Source organism: Kribbella pratensis (genome assembly GCF_004365355.1).
Lineage (GTDB): Bacteria > Actinomycetota > Actinomycetes > Propionibacteriales > Kribbellaceae > Kribbella.
The window spans coordinates 554464-572990 of record NZ_SODP01000001.1; the positions used below are offsets into that span (position 1 = coordinate 554464).

Genomic DNA, 18527 nt, shown 5'->3' on the forward strand with positions numbered 1-18527 from the left:
CGATGACACGCACGGGGAAGAAGACCGCAGCCGCTGCCAAGAAGACCGCCGCCAGGCGGCGGACCTCGGCAGCCGTCGACGAAGCAGCGGCCGTCCCGCTGCCGGATTTCCTCGAGGCCGCAGGGACGCTGACGCTCGACCAGCGCAGACTGCTGGTGGACCAAGCGCTGCTGCTACTCGGTGAGAACTACGTGCACCTGCCGCTCAAGGTCGCGATGCACGCGGTCAACCCGCTGCAGCGCCTGAGGGTGTTGCGCGCCCGGATGGAGCGCCAGACGGACGACACGATGCAGGAAGAGTGGATGTTCCATCGCGAGATGTCGAGCATCTTCCACTCGGTCCGCGATCTGCACACGAACTATCTGCTGCCGGTGCCGTTCGCAGGGAAGATCGCGTTCCTGCCGTTCATGATCGAGAAGTGCTACGACCCCGAAGGCGCTGGAGGCGCTGGAGACACCGAGCACTACCTCATCACCCGCACGATCACCGGCTACCAGGCGCCGCAGTTCGGTCCGGGCGCCGAGGTGACGCACTGGAACGGTACGCCGATCGCCCGCGCGGTCGCCCTGAACGGAGCACTGTTCGCCGGCAGCAACGACGCCGCGAACCTCGCCCGCGGGCTCGAATCGCTCACGCTCCGCCCGCTCGTGATCCAGTCCCCGCCCGACGAGGACTGGGTGACGCTGACGTACGTCGGTCTCGACGGCTCGAACCAGGAGCTCCGCGAGCAATGGAAGGTCGCCACCAACCTCCCGCCGATGACGGACCTGGACGCGGTCAGCGAGTCCTCGGCGTTGATGGGTCTCGATCTCGACTCGGACGAGAAGTCACGCGCGAAGAAGGCTTTGTACGTGCGCGACGTCGTCGAACTCGAACGCGGTCAGAGCTCGGCCGAACTCGCCGCGCCGGCTGCCGTCGCGGGCGCCGATGTGCCGACCACCATGCCCGGCGTCTTCCGGGCCCGTGAGGTCGTCACGTCGTCGGGCACCTTCGGTCACCTGCGGATCTTCACGTTCAGCGTGCAGGACCCGGTCGCGTTCCGGGACGAGTTCGTCCGGCTGGCCGCGATGCTGCCGCAGAACGGCCTGATCGTCGACGTACGCGACAACGGCGGCGGACACATCTATGCCGGCGAGTTCACGCTGCAGACGATGACGCCGCGGCGGATCTCGCCGGAGCCCGTGCAGTTCATCAGTACGCCGCTCAACCTGAAGATCTGCCGCCGGCACAAGGACAACCCGTCCGGGATCGACCTCGGTCCGTGGTTCGACTCGCTGGACCTGGCGATCGAGACCGGTGCGCAGTACTCCGCGGCGAAGCCGATCACCCCGGAGGACGGCGCGAACGACATCGGGCAGACGTACCACGGGCCGGTCGTGCTGATCACCGACGCGCGGGTCTACTCGGCCACCGACATCTTCACGGCCGGGTTCGCCGATCACGAGATCGGCACGATCCTCGGCGTCGACGACAACACCGGGGCGGGCGGCGCGAACGTCTGGACCCACGGCCTGCTCGCGTCGCTGCTGAACGAACCACCTCCACCCGACGAGACCTCGCCGTACATCGCCTTGCCGAACGGTGCGAACCTGAGGGTCGCGATCCGCCGCACCCTGCGCGTCGGCAAGCTGGCCGGTACGCCGGTCGAGGATCTCGGCGTGAAACCGCACGAGACACACCGGATGACCAAGGCCGACCTGCTCGACGGCAACGTGGACCTGCTGAACCGAGCCGGTGCGCTGCTCGCGGCGCAACCGGTCCGCCGGCTCGACCTGAAGACGTCGCTCAGCGGTACCACGCTCACGGTGGGAATCGATGCCCAGAGCATCGATCGGGTCGACATCTATCTCGACGAGCGCCCGATCAGCTCCGAGGATCTGACCGGTCCGCTGAGCATCGACATCCTCGAGGTGACTGCCGGCGCCCTGCTGCGGGCCGACGGCTACGCGTCGGGAACCCTGGTCGCGAGCCGTCGGGTTACCGTCTGAGGTATGCAGACCCTTCACCTGACCGCCGAGGAAGAGGCAATGCTCGGCGGTCGGGACGGGGACGGCGTCGCGCTCGCGATGCGCGTGATCATCGGTCAGGCGCGGATCTCCGATGCGCCGCGGCTCGTCGAGATCACGTCCGCACACGTCGACTCCTGCCTCTACCACGGGCAGGTCAGCCTCGACTTTGCCCACCGCCTCGTCGAGCTGGGTGCCCGCGTACGCGTCCCGACGACGCTCAACGTCGGCTCGACGGACCTGATCCATCCGATCCTCGTCCGCGATCAGGAACTGGCTGCCGCGGGGCGAGAGCTGATGTCGGCGTACGTCGAACTCGGATGTACGCCGACGTTCACCTGCGCGCCGTACCAGCTCCCCAACCGGCCCGGCCTGGGCGAGCACGTCGCATGGGCGGAGTCGAACGCGATCGTGTTCGCGAACTCGGTCCTCGGCGCCCGGACGGATCGGTACGGCGACTTCCTCGACGTCTGCGCTGCGATCACCGGACGAGCGCCGTACGCCGGCCTGCAGACGACCGAGGCGCGGCGGGGGACCGTGGTGTTCGATTGCCGGCCGCTGGGTGACTTCCTGCATTCAGAGCTGGCGTATCCGTTGCTCGGGCATCACATCGGGTCGGTTGTGGGTGCCGGAATCCCTGTGTTAGTTGGGATTCCGGCACAGGTGAGCGAGGACGACCTCAAGGCGTTTGGTGCGGCGGCCGCGTCGGCTGGCGGAGTCGCGTTGTTCCACGCCGTCGGCGTCACGCCGGAGGCGCCGCGCGAGTTCGCCGATCTTCCGGTGCACGAGGTCGATCTCGACACCCTGCACCGCGTCAGGCGGGAGTTGTCGACGACCGGGAAGCTCGACGCGGTGAGCGTCGGCACGCCGCACGCGTCGTACGCCGAATGTGTGCGACTCGCGGAGTTGTTGAAGGACGGGCCGCCGTTGAAGGTCCCGTTCTACCTGTCGACCAACCGCCACACGCGTGAACGGCTGAAGGGTTCCGAGCTGGACTTGTTGGAGAACGCCGGAGTGACCGTGGTCGTCGACACCTGCACGTACGTCACCGCGATCCTCTCGCCCGACTGGAAGAACGTGATGACGAACTCCGGCAAGTGGGCGCACTACGCACCCGGAAACATCAACGTCAACGCGGTTCTCGGCTCGCTGGCCGAATGCGTCGCCTCGGCCCGCGCCGGTCAGGTCGTGCTCGAGTGATCATCCAAGGCCGCACGCTCCACCCCGGCACCGCGACCGGCGAACCGATCCGCCTCACCGCGCCGCTCTCGTTCTGGGGCGGCACCGACGAGCACGGCCGCATCGTCGACGCCCATCACCCGCAATGCGGCGCCGTCCTGACCGGCCGCATCCTTCTGATGGAATCCGGCCGCGGTTCCAGCTCCACGTCCAGCGTCCTGGCCGAACAGATCCGCGCCCACACGGCACCCGCCGCCATCATCCTGACCCGCCCCGACCCAATCATCCCGCTAGGCGCCCTGGTCGCCGCCGAGCTCTACAACCTCAACCTCCCGGTTGTTGTCGCGTCGTACGAGGCCATCCCGGACCACGCACTGCTGGACGTCAACGCGACGCCGGCCCACGCCACCATCACCTGGACGACCGCATAAGTACGGCGGTTGCGGCGAACAGGACTGCACAGCCGGTGAGAGCAACAGGCAGGGTGGTGAGGTCGGCGAGTGTGGAGATCGTGAGGCCGCACACGATCTCGCCGAGGTACTCGAGTTGTGCGAGGAACGAGTGCGTTGTCGCGCGGATGTCTGCGGTTGTGCGGGTGTTGACCCAGATCGTGCTGATCACGCGGGTCAGCGGGTTGACGATTCCGTTCAGGAGTACGACGGCGATCGCGCCGAGAACCGGATCGCGCGCGAAGGCGAGCAGGAGCATGCTGAGTACGCCGACGAGGGCTGCCAACGCATAGTCGGTCGCGGCATGGCGGCCGTTGATGCGGTTGGTGACGAGTCGAAGTACGAGCGCACCGACGACCAGCCCGACCACGCCGAGAGCCGTGAACCAGAGGATCGAGGTCGGCAGGCCGAGGTCGATCAGCTGCTTCTGGGTGAGTCGTCCGGCAGCGTCCGAGGCGCCGTTGACGAGGAACGTCGCGGCGAAGATCAGCAGGATCGCGCGGCTCCGGCGTACGAGCGTGACGCCGCGGACGAAGGTGGTCCACGACGTCGACCAGCGGGCTGCGCGGGTCGGGACCCCCACCACCCCGCCGAGCGGAGCGAGGCGGGCTGTTGTCTGTTCGAACTTGTGCTCGGTGAAACGGAACGCCACGTAGAGCGCGAGCGACATCATCGCGACGCCGGCGACGATGATCGTGACGTCGTGCCGGGTCGCCCAGGCGAGCAGACCGAGCGCGATCAGACCGGTCGCGGCGCCGGTCAGCTGGGCGCGGGCGGCCCGCGTCAGGACGAGGTTGATCCGGTCGGGCCGATCGAGCTCGTCGGTGATCAGCGCGACGTCCGATCCGCTCGCGAACGTCCACGAGATACCCCAGACCACCTGGGTCGCGAGGAGCGCCGGGAACGACTCGAACAGTCCCGTCGCCAGCATCGCCGTACCCATCAGGACCTGGGAGACGACGAGCGACCACTTGCGGCTGATCGTGTCCGCGATGACACCGGCCGGTACTTCGAACACGAGCGCGAACGCACTCTGCACCGACCCGATCAGCACGAGCTCGGCAGGGGAGAGGCCGGCGTCGACCACCAGGTAGACGCTCGTGACTAGCCACCACCCGTTGTGCAGGACCGCGCGCAGCCAGGTCCAGCGGATGAAGACCTTCTCCATGCCGGCCGATCCTTCCGGGGACCACGGAGCGGCGCCAGCCAATATCGCAGCGCTGTGAGGCGAGGATCACAACGGAAAACGAATGACCGTTCTTGATCTCGCCGGTCTATAAGGAGCAGGGTGGAATTTCAGAGAACGAGCGTTCGGTTTTGAGCTGGGGGTCGGGCATGGCGCAGATGACTCTGGACCGGGTGGGGCAACCCGTACTTCCGGAGCTGGGGCGGAGTCGTGGTGGTGGGATCTGGAGGATCGTCCGCGAGGTGGCGCTGCTGGCGGTGCTGTTCGGGGTCTACAACCTCGGACGGTTCCTGTCGGCAGAGCATTCGGGGTCCGCGTTCGCACACGCCCATGAGTTGATCCGCTGGGAGGCCAGGCTCGGGCTGCCGAGCGAGGCGACGCTCCAGCATCACGCGCTCCAGGTCGACGGGCTCGCCCGGGTCGCGAACCTGTTCTACGCAACAGTGCATTTTCCCCTGACCGCGATGGTCCTGCTGTGGTTGATGATCCGCCGCCCGGCCGAGTACGGGAAGGCGCGCTGGGCGCTCGCGTCACTGACCGGGCTCGCGCTGATCGGGCACATGGTGTTCCCGCTCGCACCGCCCCGGATGATGCCGGGTTGGGTGGACACGGGAGTGCTGCTCGGCCAGTCGGTCTACGGGCCGAGCACGCACTCCGGGGTGGCGAACCAGTTCGCCGCGATGCCGAGCCTGCACGTCGGCTGGGCGCTGATGGTCGCGGTGTTCCTGATCCGCGCGACGCGGTCACGGTGGCGTTGGCTGTGGATCGCACATCCGCTGCTCACCTTCACGGTTGTGGTGGTTACCGCGAACCACTACTGGCTGGACGGTCTGGTCGCGATCGCGCTCGCGGCACCGCTGCTCCTGATCTTCGACAGTTCGTCGTCGGCGCGGACCAGGAAGGGTTCGCGTTCGAGCACCAGCCTGGCCGCGGCGGCACCGATGTCGAACCAGAGCCCGATCAGTTCGAGCCGGCCCTGAGCCTCGGCCTCGCGGACGCACGCGAAACTCCGCAGGTTCTCGAGCTGTCGGCGACGTTCGCGACGGACAGCTTGTCCGCGGGCGAGAGTTTCACGCCGGTTGCCGGATCAATGATGTCGGGCAGCGCGACCGCACGCCGTACCGACGGCTCCAGATGCCGCAGCCAGCTCTCCAGGCCGGAACCCTCGGGTACGTCGGCAGCGAGCGCGGCCGCGGCGGCGCCGCAGGAGGAATGGCCGCAGACCACGATCGACTTCACGCCGAGGACGTCGACCGCGTACTCGATCGCGGCGTCGACGGAGCTGCTGTTCGATCCCTTCGGTGGCACGAGATTCCCGATGTTCCGCACGCAGAACTGGTCGCCGGGACCGCTCGTGGTGATCATCGTCGGCACGATCCGCGAGTCCGCACAGGTGATGAACAAATGCTCGGGCCGTTGTCCCTCTGCCGCGAGTCTCGCGAGCAGCGGCCGGATCTCGTCGGCCGAGGCCTCGAACTCGCGGACGCCGTCGAGCATCTGCCGACCGGACCGATCAGGATTCAGCTCGACGATGCCGCCGCGGGCGACGTGCCCCCGCCGCCAGTCCTCGATCGCCTCGTATGCCGCGTGGTCGAGATGATCCACGGTGAGCTCGACCCGGACCGTGGCGCCGGCCGGGATCGAGCGCAGCGTCCGCACGAGTGACGCGACCCCGAGGAACACCAGCGTGCCGCGGATCCGCACGATCCACACGCCGTCGGACTCGGTCGCGGTGACGGTCGCGCGGGCGAGCCGGTACAGCACGCGCACGACCGCGAGCACCAGGCCGAGGAGCACGCCTTCAGCGAGTCCGAGGCCGGCGACGCCGAGCGCTGTCACGACGTACACGAGCAATTCGTCGTGCCTGCGCAACGTGCGGATGTGTGCGAGTTGCACCAATCGCAACCCCGTGACGAGGAGTACGCCGGCCAACGCGGCCATCGGGATCAGCTCGAGCATCGCTCCGGCGGCGAGAACGAACGCCGCGATCCACAGGCCGTGCATGATCGCGGACGCCCGGGTCCGCGCGCCGGCCGCGACGTTGGTCGACGAGCGGACGATGACGCCCGTGACCGGCATACCGCCGAGGACGCCGGACAGCGCGTTCGCTGCGCCCTGGCCGATCAGCTCGCGATCGAGGTTGGTCCGGTTGCCGCGATGAAGTTTGTCGACGGCAACGGCCGACAGCAATGACTCGACGCTGGCGACCAGCGCAACGGTCAGGACGGCAGTCACGATCTCGATCGGCGTACCTTCGGGCATCGTCGGCAGGATCAAACTCTGCAGCGGATGGTCCGGCAGATCGACCCGTGTCACGTCGGGCATCCAGACCGCGGCCAGAGCAGTCACCGCAACCACGGCGACGAGCGGTGCCGGAACCACCTTGAGCTTAGGGATTCTGGGCCAGGCGAGCACGACCGCGACCGTCAAGATGCCGACGACAACGGAATGACCGTGGTGCGTGACGAGTTGCGCGGGGAGCGCGATCACGTTGTCGATCAGCGAGCTCTGGGCCTTGCCGCCGAGCACGACATGCAGCTGCTGGACGGCGATCGTCATGCCGATCCCGGCGAGCATGCCGTGGACGACGGCGGGCGACAGTGAGAGCGCCAACCGCCCGATGCGGGTGATGCCCAGCAGGATCTGCAGGACGCCGGCGGCGCAGGTGATCGCAGCGGTCGCGGCCCAGCCGAACTGGGTGACGAGGCCGGCGACGACCACGGTCAGGCCGGCGGCCGGACCGCTGACCTGCAAGGGGGATCCGCCGAGCGCACCGGCGACTACGCCGCCGATCACAGCGGCCACCAGGCCGGCGATCAGCGGTGCGCCGGATGCGGCGGCGATCCCGAGGGAGAGGGGGATGGCGATGAGGAAGACCACCAACGACGCAGGGAGGTCGTGGTGCAGGATGGTCTTCCAGAGCTTGGAAGGTGGAGAGGTCGGCACGGGTGGTCCTCCGGCGTCGGTGCTCAGGGCAACTGCTCGGGCATCAGGCGTCGAAACAAAGAGTGTCGATCTGGTTACCCACTGTACTGACCCGATCAAGCCCGCACCAGGGCAGATCATTGCTCAGAGCATCGGTTCTTCCGGGAAGAGCACGCGCCGCGCGTGGTCGGTGTCGAGGTACTCCCGGACCGCGACGATCTCGCCGTTCCGGACCGTGAAGACTGCGCCGCATTTGTTGTCATAGGCACCACCTGTGCGCGCCGTCGCCCGGGCGGTCCATTCGGCGAACACCTGCTGGCCGTCTGCGATCACGTTCACCAGTTCGATCTGAACCGGCGTACCGGGAGCGAAGAGGTTTCCGGCCGCTGCTCCGAGGAACTCGTCGACGACCATGTCGCGTCCCTTCCAGTCACCGGACAGCGGCAGATCGCCCGGGTAGGACCAGACCACGTCCGGGGCGAAGCTCGCCCGGATCGTCGGCAGATCACCGGCCGCCACAGCCTCGACGTACCGGGTGACGACGGTCTTCGGGTCGTTCATCAGTGGTGCCTCCTTGTGCAGTGTGAGTACGGCGTTGCCGCGGATGCGGCGGTTGCGCAGGTCGTCGAGTACGGCGTCGGTCCGGGACCAGTCCTCGACGCGGCCGAGCTCCGGATGGAGGCGACCGGCCGACACCAGCCGGACGAGCGTCGCGAGGTCCTGGTCGTCGGGGCCGTGGACGTAGTGGAAGTGCCGGACCCGCGCGGCCTCGGCAGCAGTGAAGAAGTCGAAGAAGTCGAGCGTGACCGGTTGTCGGCTAGCCTGGCCGAACCAGATCAAGTCACCGCCCGGGGCCAGCTTCGACAACGCGACCGGGAGGCTCTCACCGCCGACCGACTCGAGGACGAGCTCGAAGGGCCCGCGCGCGTCGGCGACGTCGTACACGAGGTCGTCGGCGCCGAGCTCGAGCAGCCGCGCGCCTCGAGCCGGGCTCGAGACAACCGCCGTGACGACAGCGCCCGCGCCGGCTGCGAGCTCGGTGAAGTAATGCCCGACTCCGCCGGATGCGCCGGTCAGCAGGATCCGTCGCCCGATCACGCTGCCCGCCGTACGGAGCAGCCGCAGCGCCGTCAGCCCCGCGAGCGGAAGCGCTGCAGCCTGCTCGAACGAGATGTCGTCCGGCAGTACTGCGACCTGCGTGGCCGGCGCGGCCACGCGCTCGGCCCAGCCGGAGTGCGGCAGATGGGCGACCACCCGAGTGCCGGCCGGCGGACCGTCCGGCGCCGCCTCGAGCACCCGGCCCGCGATGTCCTTGCCGGGGCGCCAACCGTCCCGCGGCCGCTCCAACTGGAACGTCTCGCCGCGGTTGATCGAGAACGCCGCGACCTCGATCACCATCTCGCCCTCACCTGGCCGGACCTCGTCGATGTCGGCGAGCCCGACCTGTCCGCTGTCCACCGCAAGCACTGCCCTCATTGACCTTCCGCTCCTTCAACTAGACTCGCCAACGACGCTACGAGCGGGTCGCGGCGGCCCGGAAGACAGCACTTACTACTGCTATAGGCACCCAATGGATACCGACCAGGTCAGAGGCAAGTGGGACGCCACCAAAGGCGCCTGCCCGACACGTCAGGTGCTGGGCCGGATCGGCGACACCTGGACGATGCTCGTGATCAGCACGCTCGAGAAGGGCGGCACGCTCCGCTCCGGGCAGCTCAAGTCGATCATCGAAGGCATCACCCAGAAGATGCTCACCCAGACGCTCCGCCACCTCGAGCGCGACGGCGTCGTACGGCGTGAGGTAGTTCCTACTGTTCCGGTGACGGTGACCTATACGCTGACGCCGCTCGGCCGAAGCCTGGCCGCGGCCGTCGCGACGATGCGCACCTGGGCCTACGACCACATGGACGAGATCGCCGCCGCCCGCACGGAGTACGACGCCAACCTCTGAGGAGTCACGTGGATCTGCAACTGACCGGGAAGACCGCCGTCGTCACCGGAGCCAGCAAGGGCATCGGGCTTGCCTGCGTCGAGGTGCTCGCGCGTGAAGGCGCGACGGTGACAGGCATCTCCCGTGATCCCGCCAATCTGGCCAAGGCGCAGGAGCAGCTCCCGGACCTGACGTTCGCGGTGGAAGCGGTCGACCTGACCGATCCTGACGCGACGAAGGCCGTCTTCGAGCGGATCGGCGTACCGGACATCCTGATCAACTGCGCGGGGGCGGCCCGGCGTACTCCGGTCGACGAGCTGGACAGCAAGGCTCTGCATGCGGCGATGGAGGCGAAGTACTTCACGTACATGCACGCGACCGAGGCTGTCATCCGCGGCATGGCGGAGCGCGGCAGCGGTGCGGTCGTGAACGTCGTCGGCCAGGGCGGTCGCGCGGCGAACCCGCTGCACATCGGCGGTGGTGCGGCCAACGCTGCGCTGATGCTCGCGTCGGTCGGCTATGCCAAGGCGTACGCCGGCAGCGGCGTGCGGGTGAACGTGATCAACCCGGGGACGACCCGCACCAACCGCGTCGACGAGGGGCTCGAGGCCGCGGTCCGCTCGACCGGTAAGCCGAAGGACGAGCTCCTCGCCGAGATGGTCCGCGAAGTACCGATGGGCCGCTTCGGCGAACCCGAAGAGGTCGCGAACGTCGCTGTCTTCCTCGCCTCCCCGCTGGCGAGCTACGTCACCGCTTCGATCGTCACGATGGACGGCGCCACCACCGCAGCCATCTGATCACCGCACGGTGCCGTCGGTCGGACGGGCGACCGGGTTCGAGAACGGGGTGATCGGGCGCTCCTGGAGCACTCCGTCGATCGTGATGTCGACGTTCTCGTTGAAGAACGCGACATGGCCCGCGACCGGCAGCAGGGGTGCGGTCGGGAAGTCGTAGGACCAGGCGACGTCCGGGACCGAGGGGATCGACCAGTACTCCGAGGTGCGGCCCTTGTACGGGCAGGCGGTGACGGTCTCGGACGGCGTGAGGTGCTCCAGGTGAACCGACGTCTTCGGGAAGTAGTACCGCGGAGGTAGCCCGGTCTCGAAGACGATGACGGTCGAACTGGAGTCAGCGAGCGTGATCCCGTCCACCGCCACCTCGACCCGGCGGGTGGAAATGATCGCGTCGACCCGGGAGTACGGGTTGCGCGGGTGGACGAAGACTTCCTCGTCCTCTTCGAACCAGCGGTCCAGCGCGTCCCATTGGAACCGGACGCGGTCCTTTGCGACGCCGTCGTCGTACATCCAGGCATGGCCCGATCCGGCGTTGTGCACGCGGGCGACGCCGTGCTCGAAGGTCTTCGTCTCGCCGGTGTCGGTCAGTACGCCGTCGGCGACGTCCCCGACCGGGATGTAGTACTGCGGGTACGGCGGGAACTCCCACAGGTAGATCGCGTCCGTCGTGTCGAGGACGACGCGGTCGTCGAGCATCGCGCGGATCCGCCGCGGGACCGGTGCGGTACCGCCGGGCGGGATCAGAGGTTCGGGATAGGCGCTCATTGGTCCAGTAAAGCGCGGGGCCGGCCCTGGTGGTGCCGGCCCCGCGGCCCGAAAGGACCCGAGGACCGGATCAGACGGTGATCCAGTCGATATCGGCGATGTAGCCGTTCGGGTTGCTGACCTTGATCGAGTTCGCCCCGGCGGTCAGCTTCATCGGCAGGTACGTCACCTGCGGCGTACCCCAGTCGTTGTCGCCGAGACCGCTGTAGTTCGCCCAGTACGTGTCGGTGCCGTTGACCGTCAGCATGCTCTGCCGGCTGGTGTCACCGTCGGTGTAGGCGATCTTCACCAGGTAGGTTCCGGTCGTCGGCACGGTGATGTTGTTGAGCGTCACCGTCGACCCGTAGCCGATGTTGCCGATCTTCGCACCACCCGAGCACAGACTGCATCCGGAGACACTCGCATCGCCGGTCAACGTGCTGCTCGACGCCTCCGCCTCGTACCGAACCGGTCCGGCCGAGGTGAACATCGTCACCGGCGCACTGGCTCCGGACGTGCTGCCGCCGCTGACACCTCGCACTGTGAACGAGTACTGCGTCTGCGGCAACAGACCGCTGACCATCGTGCTGGTGCCCGAGGCGGTCGCAACCTGCTTGCCATTGGCAAACACCTTGTACGACGTGGCTCCGGCGGCAGGCCGCCACGTCAGCGTGGTCGTCGAACGGCTGACGTCGGTCGCGGTCAGATCGGCCGGGGTGGCAACCGGGACGCGACTCGGGCTGATCTTGTACAGCTTCGACCCGTGTGCCGGCAGCTGAGCGCTGACCGCGCCGCTGACGTTGCGCGTGTTCTGGTTCGCCCAGATGTCGCGGACAGTCGCCTTCCCGTCGATGCCGAGCTGGTCGAAGTTGCCGGTCACGGTGGCGGGGGAGTCGGCCAGGTTGAACAGGGCGACCGTCGTACTGCCGTCCTTGTTGTGCGCGTACCAGACCTGCTGCAGCTGGTCCTGGTTCAGCGGGCGGGCCGGGTTGCCGGACTGGTCGATCGCGATGACCTCACGGTTCGTGAGGAGCTTCAGGCCGTATGCGTCCAGCTTGGTCAGGTCGTCACCGGCGAACAGCGGCGCCGAGTTGATCGCCCAGAACGTCAGGTAGCTCTGTCGTTCGGCATCGGTCAGCCCGTCCATCGCGCCGACGCCGACGTTGAGGGCGTCCAGGTTGTTCCAGTGCCCAGGACCGGCGTCGTCGATCCACTGCGGCAGATCCCACCAGCGTGCCTTCACCGAGCTGTCCCACTTGACGATCGTGTCGCAGTAGCACTCGACGTCGGTGTCGATCCGCCAGCCGTTCGAGTTCTGCTTCCACACGTCGGCGTACCGGTGGCTGAGCGACCAGGACAGCGTGTACTGCATCGGTCGGCCGGCGTTCTGTACCGCGCGCCACCAGGCCTCGATGTCCTCGATGTTGTTGTGGTTCGGGTCGTCGGGCGCGCCCTTCCACGAGCCCGGGCCGACACCGTCCATCTTGATGAAGTCGACACCCCAGGACGCGAACAGCTTGGCGATCGAGTCGGCGTACTTCTGTGCGCACGGGCTCGCGTAATTGATCTTGTACGCCGCGTCCCAGCCGTTGGTCTTGCGCAGGTCGGGGTACACGATGTCGCGGGTGAAGCAGCCGGGCGCGTCGTAGATCGGCGTGTTGCCGTCGCGGTAGACGTCCGTGCCCAGGCCGACGGTGGTGTAGATGCCGAACTTCAGGCCGAGCTTGTGGATGTCGTCGCCGACCGCCTTCATCCCGCGCGGGAAGCGCTTCGCCATCGCGACCGGGCGGCCGTACTCGTCACCACCGTCCTGCCAGCCGGCGTCGACGTTGACGTACTCGTAGCCGTACGGCTTGAGCTTGGTGGCCAGGGCGTTCGCCTGGGTCAGGATGTTCTTCTCGCTGATGAAGCTGCCGGGGCCGTCGGGATTGACGCCCGGGTAATTGGTCGACTGCAGGCTCCAGCTGCTCCAGCCCATGTAGGGCTTGGCGGCGACCTGCGGATACGTGGCGGGGGTTGGCTTCTTGGCCTGGACCTGGCCTTGGAGCTGGGCGGCGTCGGCCGGGGCGGTTGCGGCTGCTGTCGACACCAGGGCGACGGCAGCCAGCACGGTCAGAGTGGGGCGTCTCAAGAACATGCGATGTTCCTCCGGGGAGGAGTGAGCGGACGCGGCCGAGCCTAGGTCGGCTTAATTTACCCAGTCAAGTATTCAGCGCTCGTGACTTCCTGTGACACGACTGCCATGGAACCTTGATCAACTTCGCCGCACCGCCTCGTCGTCGTACCAGCAACAGGCCGGCTTCGTGAGGACGCCGGCCGGATGCAAGAGGGGGTTACATCATCGTGAAGGCAAGGAAACTCGGCCGGACTGTGGTCACCGGGATCGCCGTGGCCGGTGCGGCCGGTCTGGTCGCGCTCGCGGCCACCGGTGCGTCGGCAGCGTCGTCCAGTCCGGCCAGCACCGCCAGACCGGCTTTGAAATTGGTTGCCGGTAGCACCGATGTGACATTGGAGAACGTCGAGGGCTACGGCGTCGACCTCGACTTCGGTACGCATGTGGTGGCCGGCAACGCACCGATCGAGGTGCGTGCGACGCGGGCGTCGTACAGCTCGCCCGTCGTCGCGACGCAGTACGTCAACGGGAAGGCGACCCGTCAGTTGCCGAAGGGCCTGGTCACGGACTTCTCAGGCCTGGGGAAGTTCCTGCACATCACGCTCACCGATGCGTCGGGCAAGAAGGTGCTCGACAAGGATCAGGCGCTGTGCCTGAACGGCGAAGGGTCCCGGACCCGGCCGGACGCACCCGCGACGTCGCCGTACCCGGACGGTTGTACTGCGAACCCGTTCACGCAGGGCGCGGTGTGGGGCGTGCAGACCGGATGGTCCTCGCGGACCTACGACGGCGGCGATCCGGTGCAGCTTGCCAACGGCAAGTACAAGGCAACCGTCACAGTCAACAAGGGCTACCGGGACTTCTTCAAGATCCCGGCGGCGGACGCATCGGTGAAGCTGAACGTGACGATCCAGAAGGGCGAGACGTGCGTACGCGGTTGCTTCGGCGGGAAGAAGGCGGCAGCAAGCTCGGTGGCGCTGAAGCCTCACACGGCCCGTCCGACCGGGAAGGCGAGCGTGCCGAAGGGCCCGAAGCCTGACCTGCGACCGGTCCCGGCCTGGGGAATCGTCGCCGCGCCGGGCGACGAGGGTACGCCGGACGCGGCCAAGGACTTTCTGCAGTTCTCGGCAACTGTGTGGAACGCCGGCCCGTCGCCGCTGGTGCTGGACGGCTTCCGGCAGCAGGGCAAGGACCTGATGGACGCGTACCAGTACTTCTACGACACGCACGGCAAGGAGGTCGGGTACCAGAACACCGGAACGCTCGAGTGGGACGGCCGGCCCGGACACAACCACTGGCACTTCACCGACTTCGCCCGCTACAGCCTGCTGAACTCGAAGCAGACCGAGGTGGTCCGGAGCCAGAAGGAGGCGTTCTGCCTGGCCGCGACGGATGCCATCGACTACACGGTGAAGAACGCCAACTGGCACCCGTACAACACCGACCTGCACACAGCCTGCGGCGATCACAGCTCGCTGTCGGTGCGTGAGGTCCTTGACGTCGGCAACGGTGACACCTACGAGCAGTCGTTGCCCGGGCAGTCCTTCGACATCACGAACCTCGCCAACGGCACGTACTACGTCCAGGTGAGCGCCAACCCGGAGAACCGCCTGTACGAGTCGAACACGAAGAACAACGTTGCCCTGCGCAAGGTGATCCTGGGCGGCACCAAGCACGACCGCACCGTCCAGGTCCCGCCTGTCGGTGTCATCACCACGCCGTAACCCGTCTTTGAGCACCCACCAACCACGAGCCGCAGCCGAATGTGGTTGGTGGGTGCTCAAGGTGGCCCGGGGCAGGGGTGAGTGAAGGCAGCGTGCTCGCCCCCCGCCTCGGAGCTGTTGGTGGTGTTACTGGTGGTGTTGCGGGCGGCGGCGTGAGCGTGTCGGACGCAGATGCGAGTCCGTCCGCGCGTGCTGACGACGGCCCAGGACGAACGGGCGCGAGGTGCGGGTGATCGGAGTGGCCGACGGGGCGGACAGCATGATCTCCGCCTGCTGCAGGTTGAGCCGGACCGGGACCTGGTGCCACGGAGACCTGGTCCGGACGAGGACCAGCCGGAATTGGCCGTCCCGCCGCAGCCGCAGACCGATCGCGATCGTCGCCACCGCCGGGATCAGCCCGGCGAGCAGCAGAGCCGACCGCGCCCCGAAGTGCTGGGCGAGGAACCCGACCGTCGGCCCGCCGATCGCGCCGCCCCCGATGAAGACCAGGTTGTAGATCCCGGAGACCCGGCCGCGCAGGCCGTCCGGAGTGGTCAACTGGACCATCGACTGGGCCGCGGTCAGGAACATCAGGGTCGCCATACCCATCGACGCCAGCACCGGGATGAACGTCCACAGCGACGGCTGGATGGCGGCGAGTACTTCGGTGACCGTCAGCAGGCACGCGATACCGATCAGGTTGCGCAGCCGGGTCGGCCGCACGCGGCGGGCCGACAGCAGCGCACCCGCCAGTGCGCCGAACGCGACGACCGAGTTCAGGATGCCGTACCCCGAAGCGCCGATCTGGAAGACCCGGTCGGCGAAGGCGGTCAGCGTGACCGCCAGGCTGATCGTGAACATGCCGTAGATCCCGACGAGCGCGATCGCCCACCGCACGGCCGGCTCGTGGAACGCGTACCGCACGCCGTCGCGCAAGCCGTCCCGGATCCGGATCCCCGCGCTGGCCTTGCGGGCCGCGTGGTATCCGGGCATCTCGCTCTCCCGCATCCGCAGCAGCGCGCTGATCGAGGCGAAGAACGTGCAGGCGTTGATCGCGAACGCCCACGGCGTACCGAGCACGCCGAGCAGCACACCGCCGAGCGCCGGCCCGACCATGCTGCCAAGCTGGAACGTCGACGACACCATGCTGATCGCGTTTCGCACCGTGTCGCGGGGGACGATCTCGGTGACGAACGACTGGCGGGTCGGGTTGTCGACCGCGGTCGCGAGGCCCAGGACGAACGCCATCGTGTACACGTGCCACACCTGGACGTGGCCGGTGAACGCGACCGTCGCGAGGATGGCGGCGCAGGATCCGAAGGTGGTCTGGGTGGCGAGCAGGACCTTCCGCTTCGGGAAGCGATCCGCGATGACGCCGCCGTACAGGCCGAGCAGGAGGGTGGGGGTGAACTGCAGCGCGGTCGTGATGCCGACCGCGGTCGCGCTGCCAGTGAGCGTGAGAACCAGCCAGTCCTGCGCGATGCGCTGGATCCAGCCGCCGGTCGAGACGACCAGCAGTCCGCTGACCAGGAGACGGAAGTTGCGGACCCGCAGCGCGCTGAAGGTGTCCTTGAAGCCCGGGCGGCGCTGCGAATCCCGGAACTCGTTTCGGTCGGTGGTGCGGTGGAGGTGGAAATCGGTGGACGGGACAGAACCGGAAGTGGCCCGGGTGGTCAAGAGCGATCCCTACGCGTGTCGACTGGTCAGGGGAGGACACGTCCATCCTCACGGTTCGGTACTGGATTCCCCCAGCGAATTACTCCTATTAGTCTTATAGCGTCACGTAATGAAGGGGTGAATCGATGTACGACCCGGACCAGCTGCGGACGTTCCTCGCGGTGGCACAGTCGCTGAGCTTCACGCAGGCGGCTGAGCGGCTGGGTATCCGGCAACCGACGGTGAGCCAACATGTCCGCAAACTCGAGGTGGCCGTCGGGCGACCGCTCTTCGTGCGTGACACCCGCACGGTCACCCTCACCGCGGACGGCGAGGCGATGGCCGGTTTTGCCCGGACCATCCTGGCTGCGCACGAAGAGGCCGCCGGGTACTTCACCGGCTCGGAGTTGCGCGGCCGGCTGCGCTTCGGTGTGACCGACGACCTCGCGCTCACCCCGCTGCCGAAGATCCTTCGCGACTTCCGCCAGCTGTACCCGCGGATCGACCTCGAGCTGACCGTTGCCCAGAGCCCGAACCTGCTCCGCCGGGTCGAGTCCGGCCACCTCGACCTCGCCTACGTGAAGCACGGTGCCGGCGGCGGCTACGAACCGAACGGCCGGCTGGTACGACGGGATCCGCTCGTCTGGGCCGGTATCTCGGGGACCCGGATCGCGCCGGACGGTCCGGTGCCGCTGGTCGCGTACCAGGCGCCGTCGCTGAGCCGCTCGCTCGGTGTGCAGTCGCTCGAACAGGCCGGCCGTACCTGCCGGATCACGTGCATCGTGCGCGGCGTCAACGGCGTACTCGCGGCTGTCCGGGCCGGGCTCGGCATCGCGATCTTCGCGCGGTCGCTGATGCCCGCGGACCTGGTCGAGCCGCCGCCGAGCGCGGGCCTGCCGGAACTGCCGCCGATCGACCTCGTGCTGATCACGAACCCGCGCGCCGCGAAGGAGCCGGCCGAGGCGCTGACGGCCGCGATCCTCGGCAGCAACGCGCCGCTGAAGCCGGACGCCGTGCTCGATCCGCAGGCGCCGGCTAGATCAGTGCGTCACCGCGCAACACCAGCGTGATGATGCTGACCGCGGCGATGGCGATCGTGACCAGGAACGGTGCGTTGCGCCAGAGCACGATCGTGACGAGCAGCGCCGCGACGACGGCGAGCGCGATCCAGCCGACGACGCCGATCGCCCCGGCGGGCGCTATCACCAAAAGCCCGGTCGCGAGTGCGAGCGGGAGCGGCGCGAGCAGGCGGGCATAGGACCCGAGCCGCTGCGGCCAGCCCCGTACGCCGGTCGCGAGGTCGTCGGCCAGGTCGGGTACGACGTTTGCCAGATGGGCACCGATCCCCAAGAGGGCGCCCGCCGCGGTGGCCCACCACGGCGCCCAGACCTGTGCGGTCCCGAGCGTCACAAACGAGGGCAAAGCGCCGAACGCGACGGCGTAGGGGAGCCAGGAGATCACGGTCGACTTGAGGCCGAGGTTGTACGCCCAGGCGCACGCGACGAACAGCAGATGAACCAGTCCGGCCGCGAGTCCGTTGGCCAGGGAGACGGGGACGGTGATCACCAGCATGACGCCGGCACCGATCGCGAGCGTGCGGCGACTCACCAGTCCACGCACCACGGGCTTGTCCCGGCGGTTCACAATGGTGTCGCGGGCGGCATCAATCGCGTCATTGCTCCAGCCGATCGAGAGGTGGCCGGTGAGGATCGTTGCTGCGACGAGGAGACACCCGGCCGGGCTTCGCCCGGCCGACCATGCGACAGCCGTGACCAGAGCGGTCACGGCGATGGTTGGCCCGGGGTGGCAGGCAAGAGCCAGACCTTTGACGGTCTTCACCGA

At 67.9% G+C, this 18527-nt stretch carries 15 protein-coding genes; 8 read left to right on the forward strand and 7 right to left on the reverse strand.

Features of this window, described 5'->3' with window-relative positions; all coding sequences use genetic code 11:
- Positions 1–2 precede the first annotated feature (2 nt).
- From EV653_RS02675 to EV653_RS02685, 3 genes are read left to right on the forward strand one after another with little or no spacing between them, the layout of a single operon-like run.
- Positions 3–1988 (forward strand): S41 family peptidase, encoded by a 1986-nt coding sequence (locus tag EV653_RS02675; RefSeq protein ID WP_238159518.1) that lies wholly within the window; start codon positions 3–5, stop codon positions 1986–1988.
- Between the two features lie 3 nt (positions 1989–1991).
- Positions 1992–3206 carry an aconitase X gene (locus EV653_RS02680; protein WP_134097607.1) on the forward strand — a complete coding sequence of 405 codons (1215 nt, stop codon included), beginning with the start codon at positions 1992–1994 and terminating at the stop codon, positions 3204–3206.
- Entirely contained in the window at positions 3203–3616 is a 414-nt protein-coding gene (locus EV653_RS02685) for an aconitase X swivel domain-containing protein (protein ID WP_238159519.1), read from the forward strand. Before EV653_RS02680 ends, EV653_RS02685 begins: the two co-directional genes overlap by 4 nt.
- Here the strand turns inward: EV653_RS02685 and EV653_RS02690 are convergent.
- Positions 3597–4802, reverse strand: a complete 1206-nt coding sequence (locus tag EV653_RS02690; RefSeq protein WP_134097611.1) for an MFS transporter — start codon at positions 4800–4802, stop codon at positions 3597–3599. The genes EV653_RS02685 and EV653_RS02690 overlap by 20 nt on opposite strands.
- A 167-nt stretch (positions 4803–4969) precedes the next feature.
- Between EV653_RS02690 and EV653_RS02695 the strand changes: the two genes are divergently transcribed.
- The gene (locus tag EV653_RS02695; RefSeq protein ID WP_238159520.1) at positions 4970–5800 is read left to right on the forward strand and encodes a phosphatase PAP2 family protein; all 831 of its coding nucleotides are present in this window, start codon (positions 4970–4972) and stop codon (positions 5798–5800) included.
- Here the strand turns inward: EV653_RS02695 and EV653_RS02700 are convergent.
- Both EV653_RS02700 and EV653_RS02705 read right to left on the reverse strand, forming a co-directional pair.
- Positions 5781–7766 (reverse strand): SulP family inorganic anion transporter, encoded by a 1986-nt coding sequence (locus tag EV653_RS02700; protein ID WP_202871463.1) that lies wholly within the window; start codon positions 7764–7766, stop codon positions 5781–5783. The two genes, EV653_RS02695 and EV653_RS02700, sit on opposite strands and share 20 nt — an antisense overlap.
- A gap of 123 nt (positions 7767–7889) precedes the next feature.
- Positions 7890–9221: a nuclear transport factor 2 family protein gene (locus tag EV653_RS02705; protein ID WP_134097613.1), complete on the reverse strand. Its 1332-nt coding sequence runs from the start codon at positions 9219–9221 to the stop codon at positions 7890–7892.
- 94 nt (positions 9222–9315) lie between these two features.
- On the opposite strand from EV653_RS02705, the gene EV653_RS02710 reads away from it, so the two are divergent.
- Together EV653_RS02710 and EV653_RS02715 are read left to right on the forward strand one after the other, a co-directional pair.
- Positions 9316–9696 (forward strand): winged helix-turn-helix transcriptional regulator, encoded by a 381-nt coding sequence (locus tag EV653_RS02710; RefSeq protein WP_134097615.1) that lies wholly within the window; start codon positions 9316–9318, stop codon positions 9694–9696.
- A gap of 8 nt (positions 9697–9704) precedes the next feature.
- Positions 9705–10472 carry an SDR family NAD(P)-dependent oxidoreductase gene (locus tag EV653_RS02715; protein WP_134097617.1) on the forward strand — a complete coding sequence of 256 codons (768 nt, stop codon included), beginning with the start codon at positions 9705–9707 and terminating at the stop codon, positions 10470–10472.
- On the opposite strand, the gene EV653_RS02720 is transcribed toward EV653_RS02715, so the two are convergent.
- Both EV653_RS02720 and EV653_RS02725 read right to left on the reverse strand, forming a co-directional pair.
- Positions 10473–11234, reverse strand: a complete 762-nt coding sequence (locus EV653_RS02720; protein ID WP_134097619.1) for a DUF427 domain-containing protein — start codon at positions 11232–11234, stop codon at positions 10473–10475.
- Between the two features lie 70 nt (positions 11235–11304).
- Positions 11305–13350, reverse strand: a complete 2046-nt coding sequence (locus EV653_RS02725) for a fibronectin type III domain-containing protein (RefSeq protein WP_134097620.1) — start codon at positions 13348–13350, stop codon at positions 11305–11307.
- Positions 13351–13556: 206 nt separating this feature from the next.
- Between EV653_RS02725 and EV653_RS02730 the strand changes: the two genes are divergently transcribed.
- Positions 13557–15050 carry a lysyl oxidase family protein gene (locus EV653_RS02730; RefSeq protein WP_238159521.1) on the forward strand — a complete coding sequence of 498 codons (1494 nt, stop codon included), beginning with the start codon at positions 13557–13559 and terminating at the stop codon, positions 15048–15050.
- A 126-nt stretch (positions 15051–15176) separates the two neighbouring features.
- On the opposite strand, the gene EV653_RS02735 is transcribed toward EV653_RS02730, so the two are convergent.
- A complete protein-coding gene (locus EV653_RS02735) occupies positions 15177–16706 on the reverse strand; it encodes an MFS transporter (RefSeq protein ID WP_134097622.1) in 1530 nt (509 codons plus the stop codon).
- Positions 16707–16831: 125 nt separating this feature from the next.
- Between EV653_RS02735 and EV653_RS02740 the strand changes: the two genes are divergently transcribed.
- Positions 16832–17755, forward strand: a complete 924-nt coding sequence (locus EV653_RS02740; protein ID WP_134097623.1) for a LysR substrate-binding domain-containing protein — start codon at positions 16832–16834, stop codon at positions 17753–17755.
- Here EV653_RS02740 and EV653_RS02745 read toward each other — a convergent pair.
- A complete protein-coding gene (locus tag EV653_RS02745; RefSeq protein WP_238159522.1) occupies positions 17721–18524 on the reverse strand; it encodes a UbiA family prenyltransferase in 804 nt (267 codons plus the stop codon). The two genes, EV653_RS02740 and EV653_RS02745, sit on opposite strands and share 35 nt — an antisense overlap.
- Between the last annotated feature and the right edge of the window lie 3 nt (positions 18525–18527).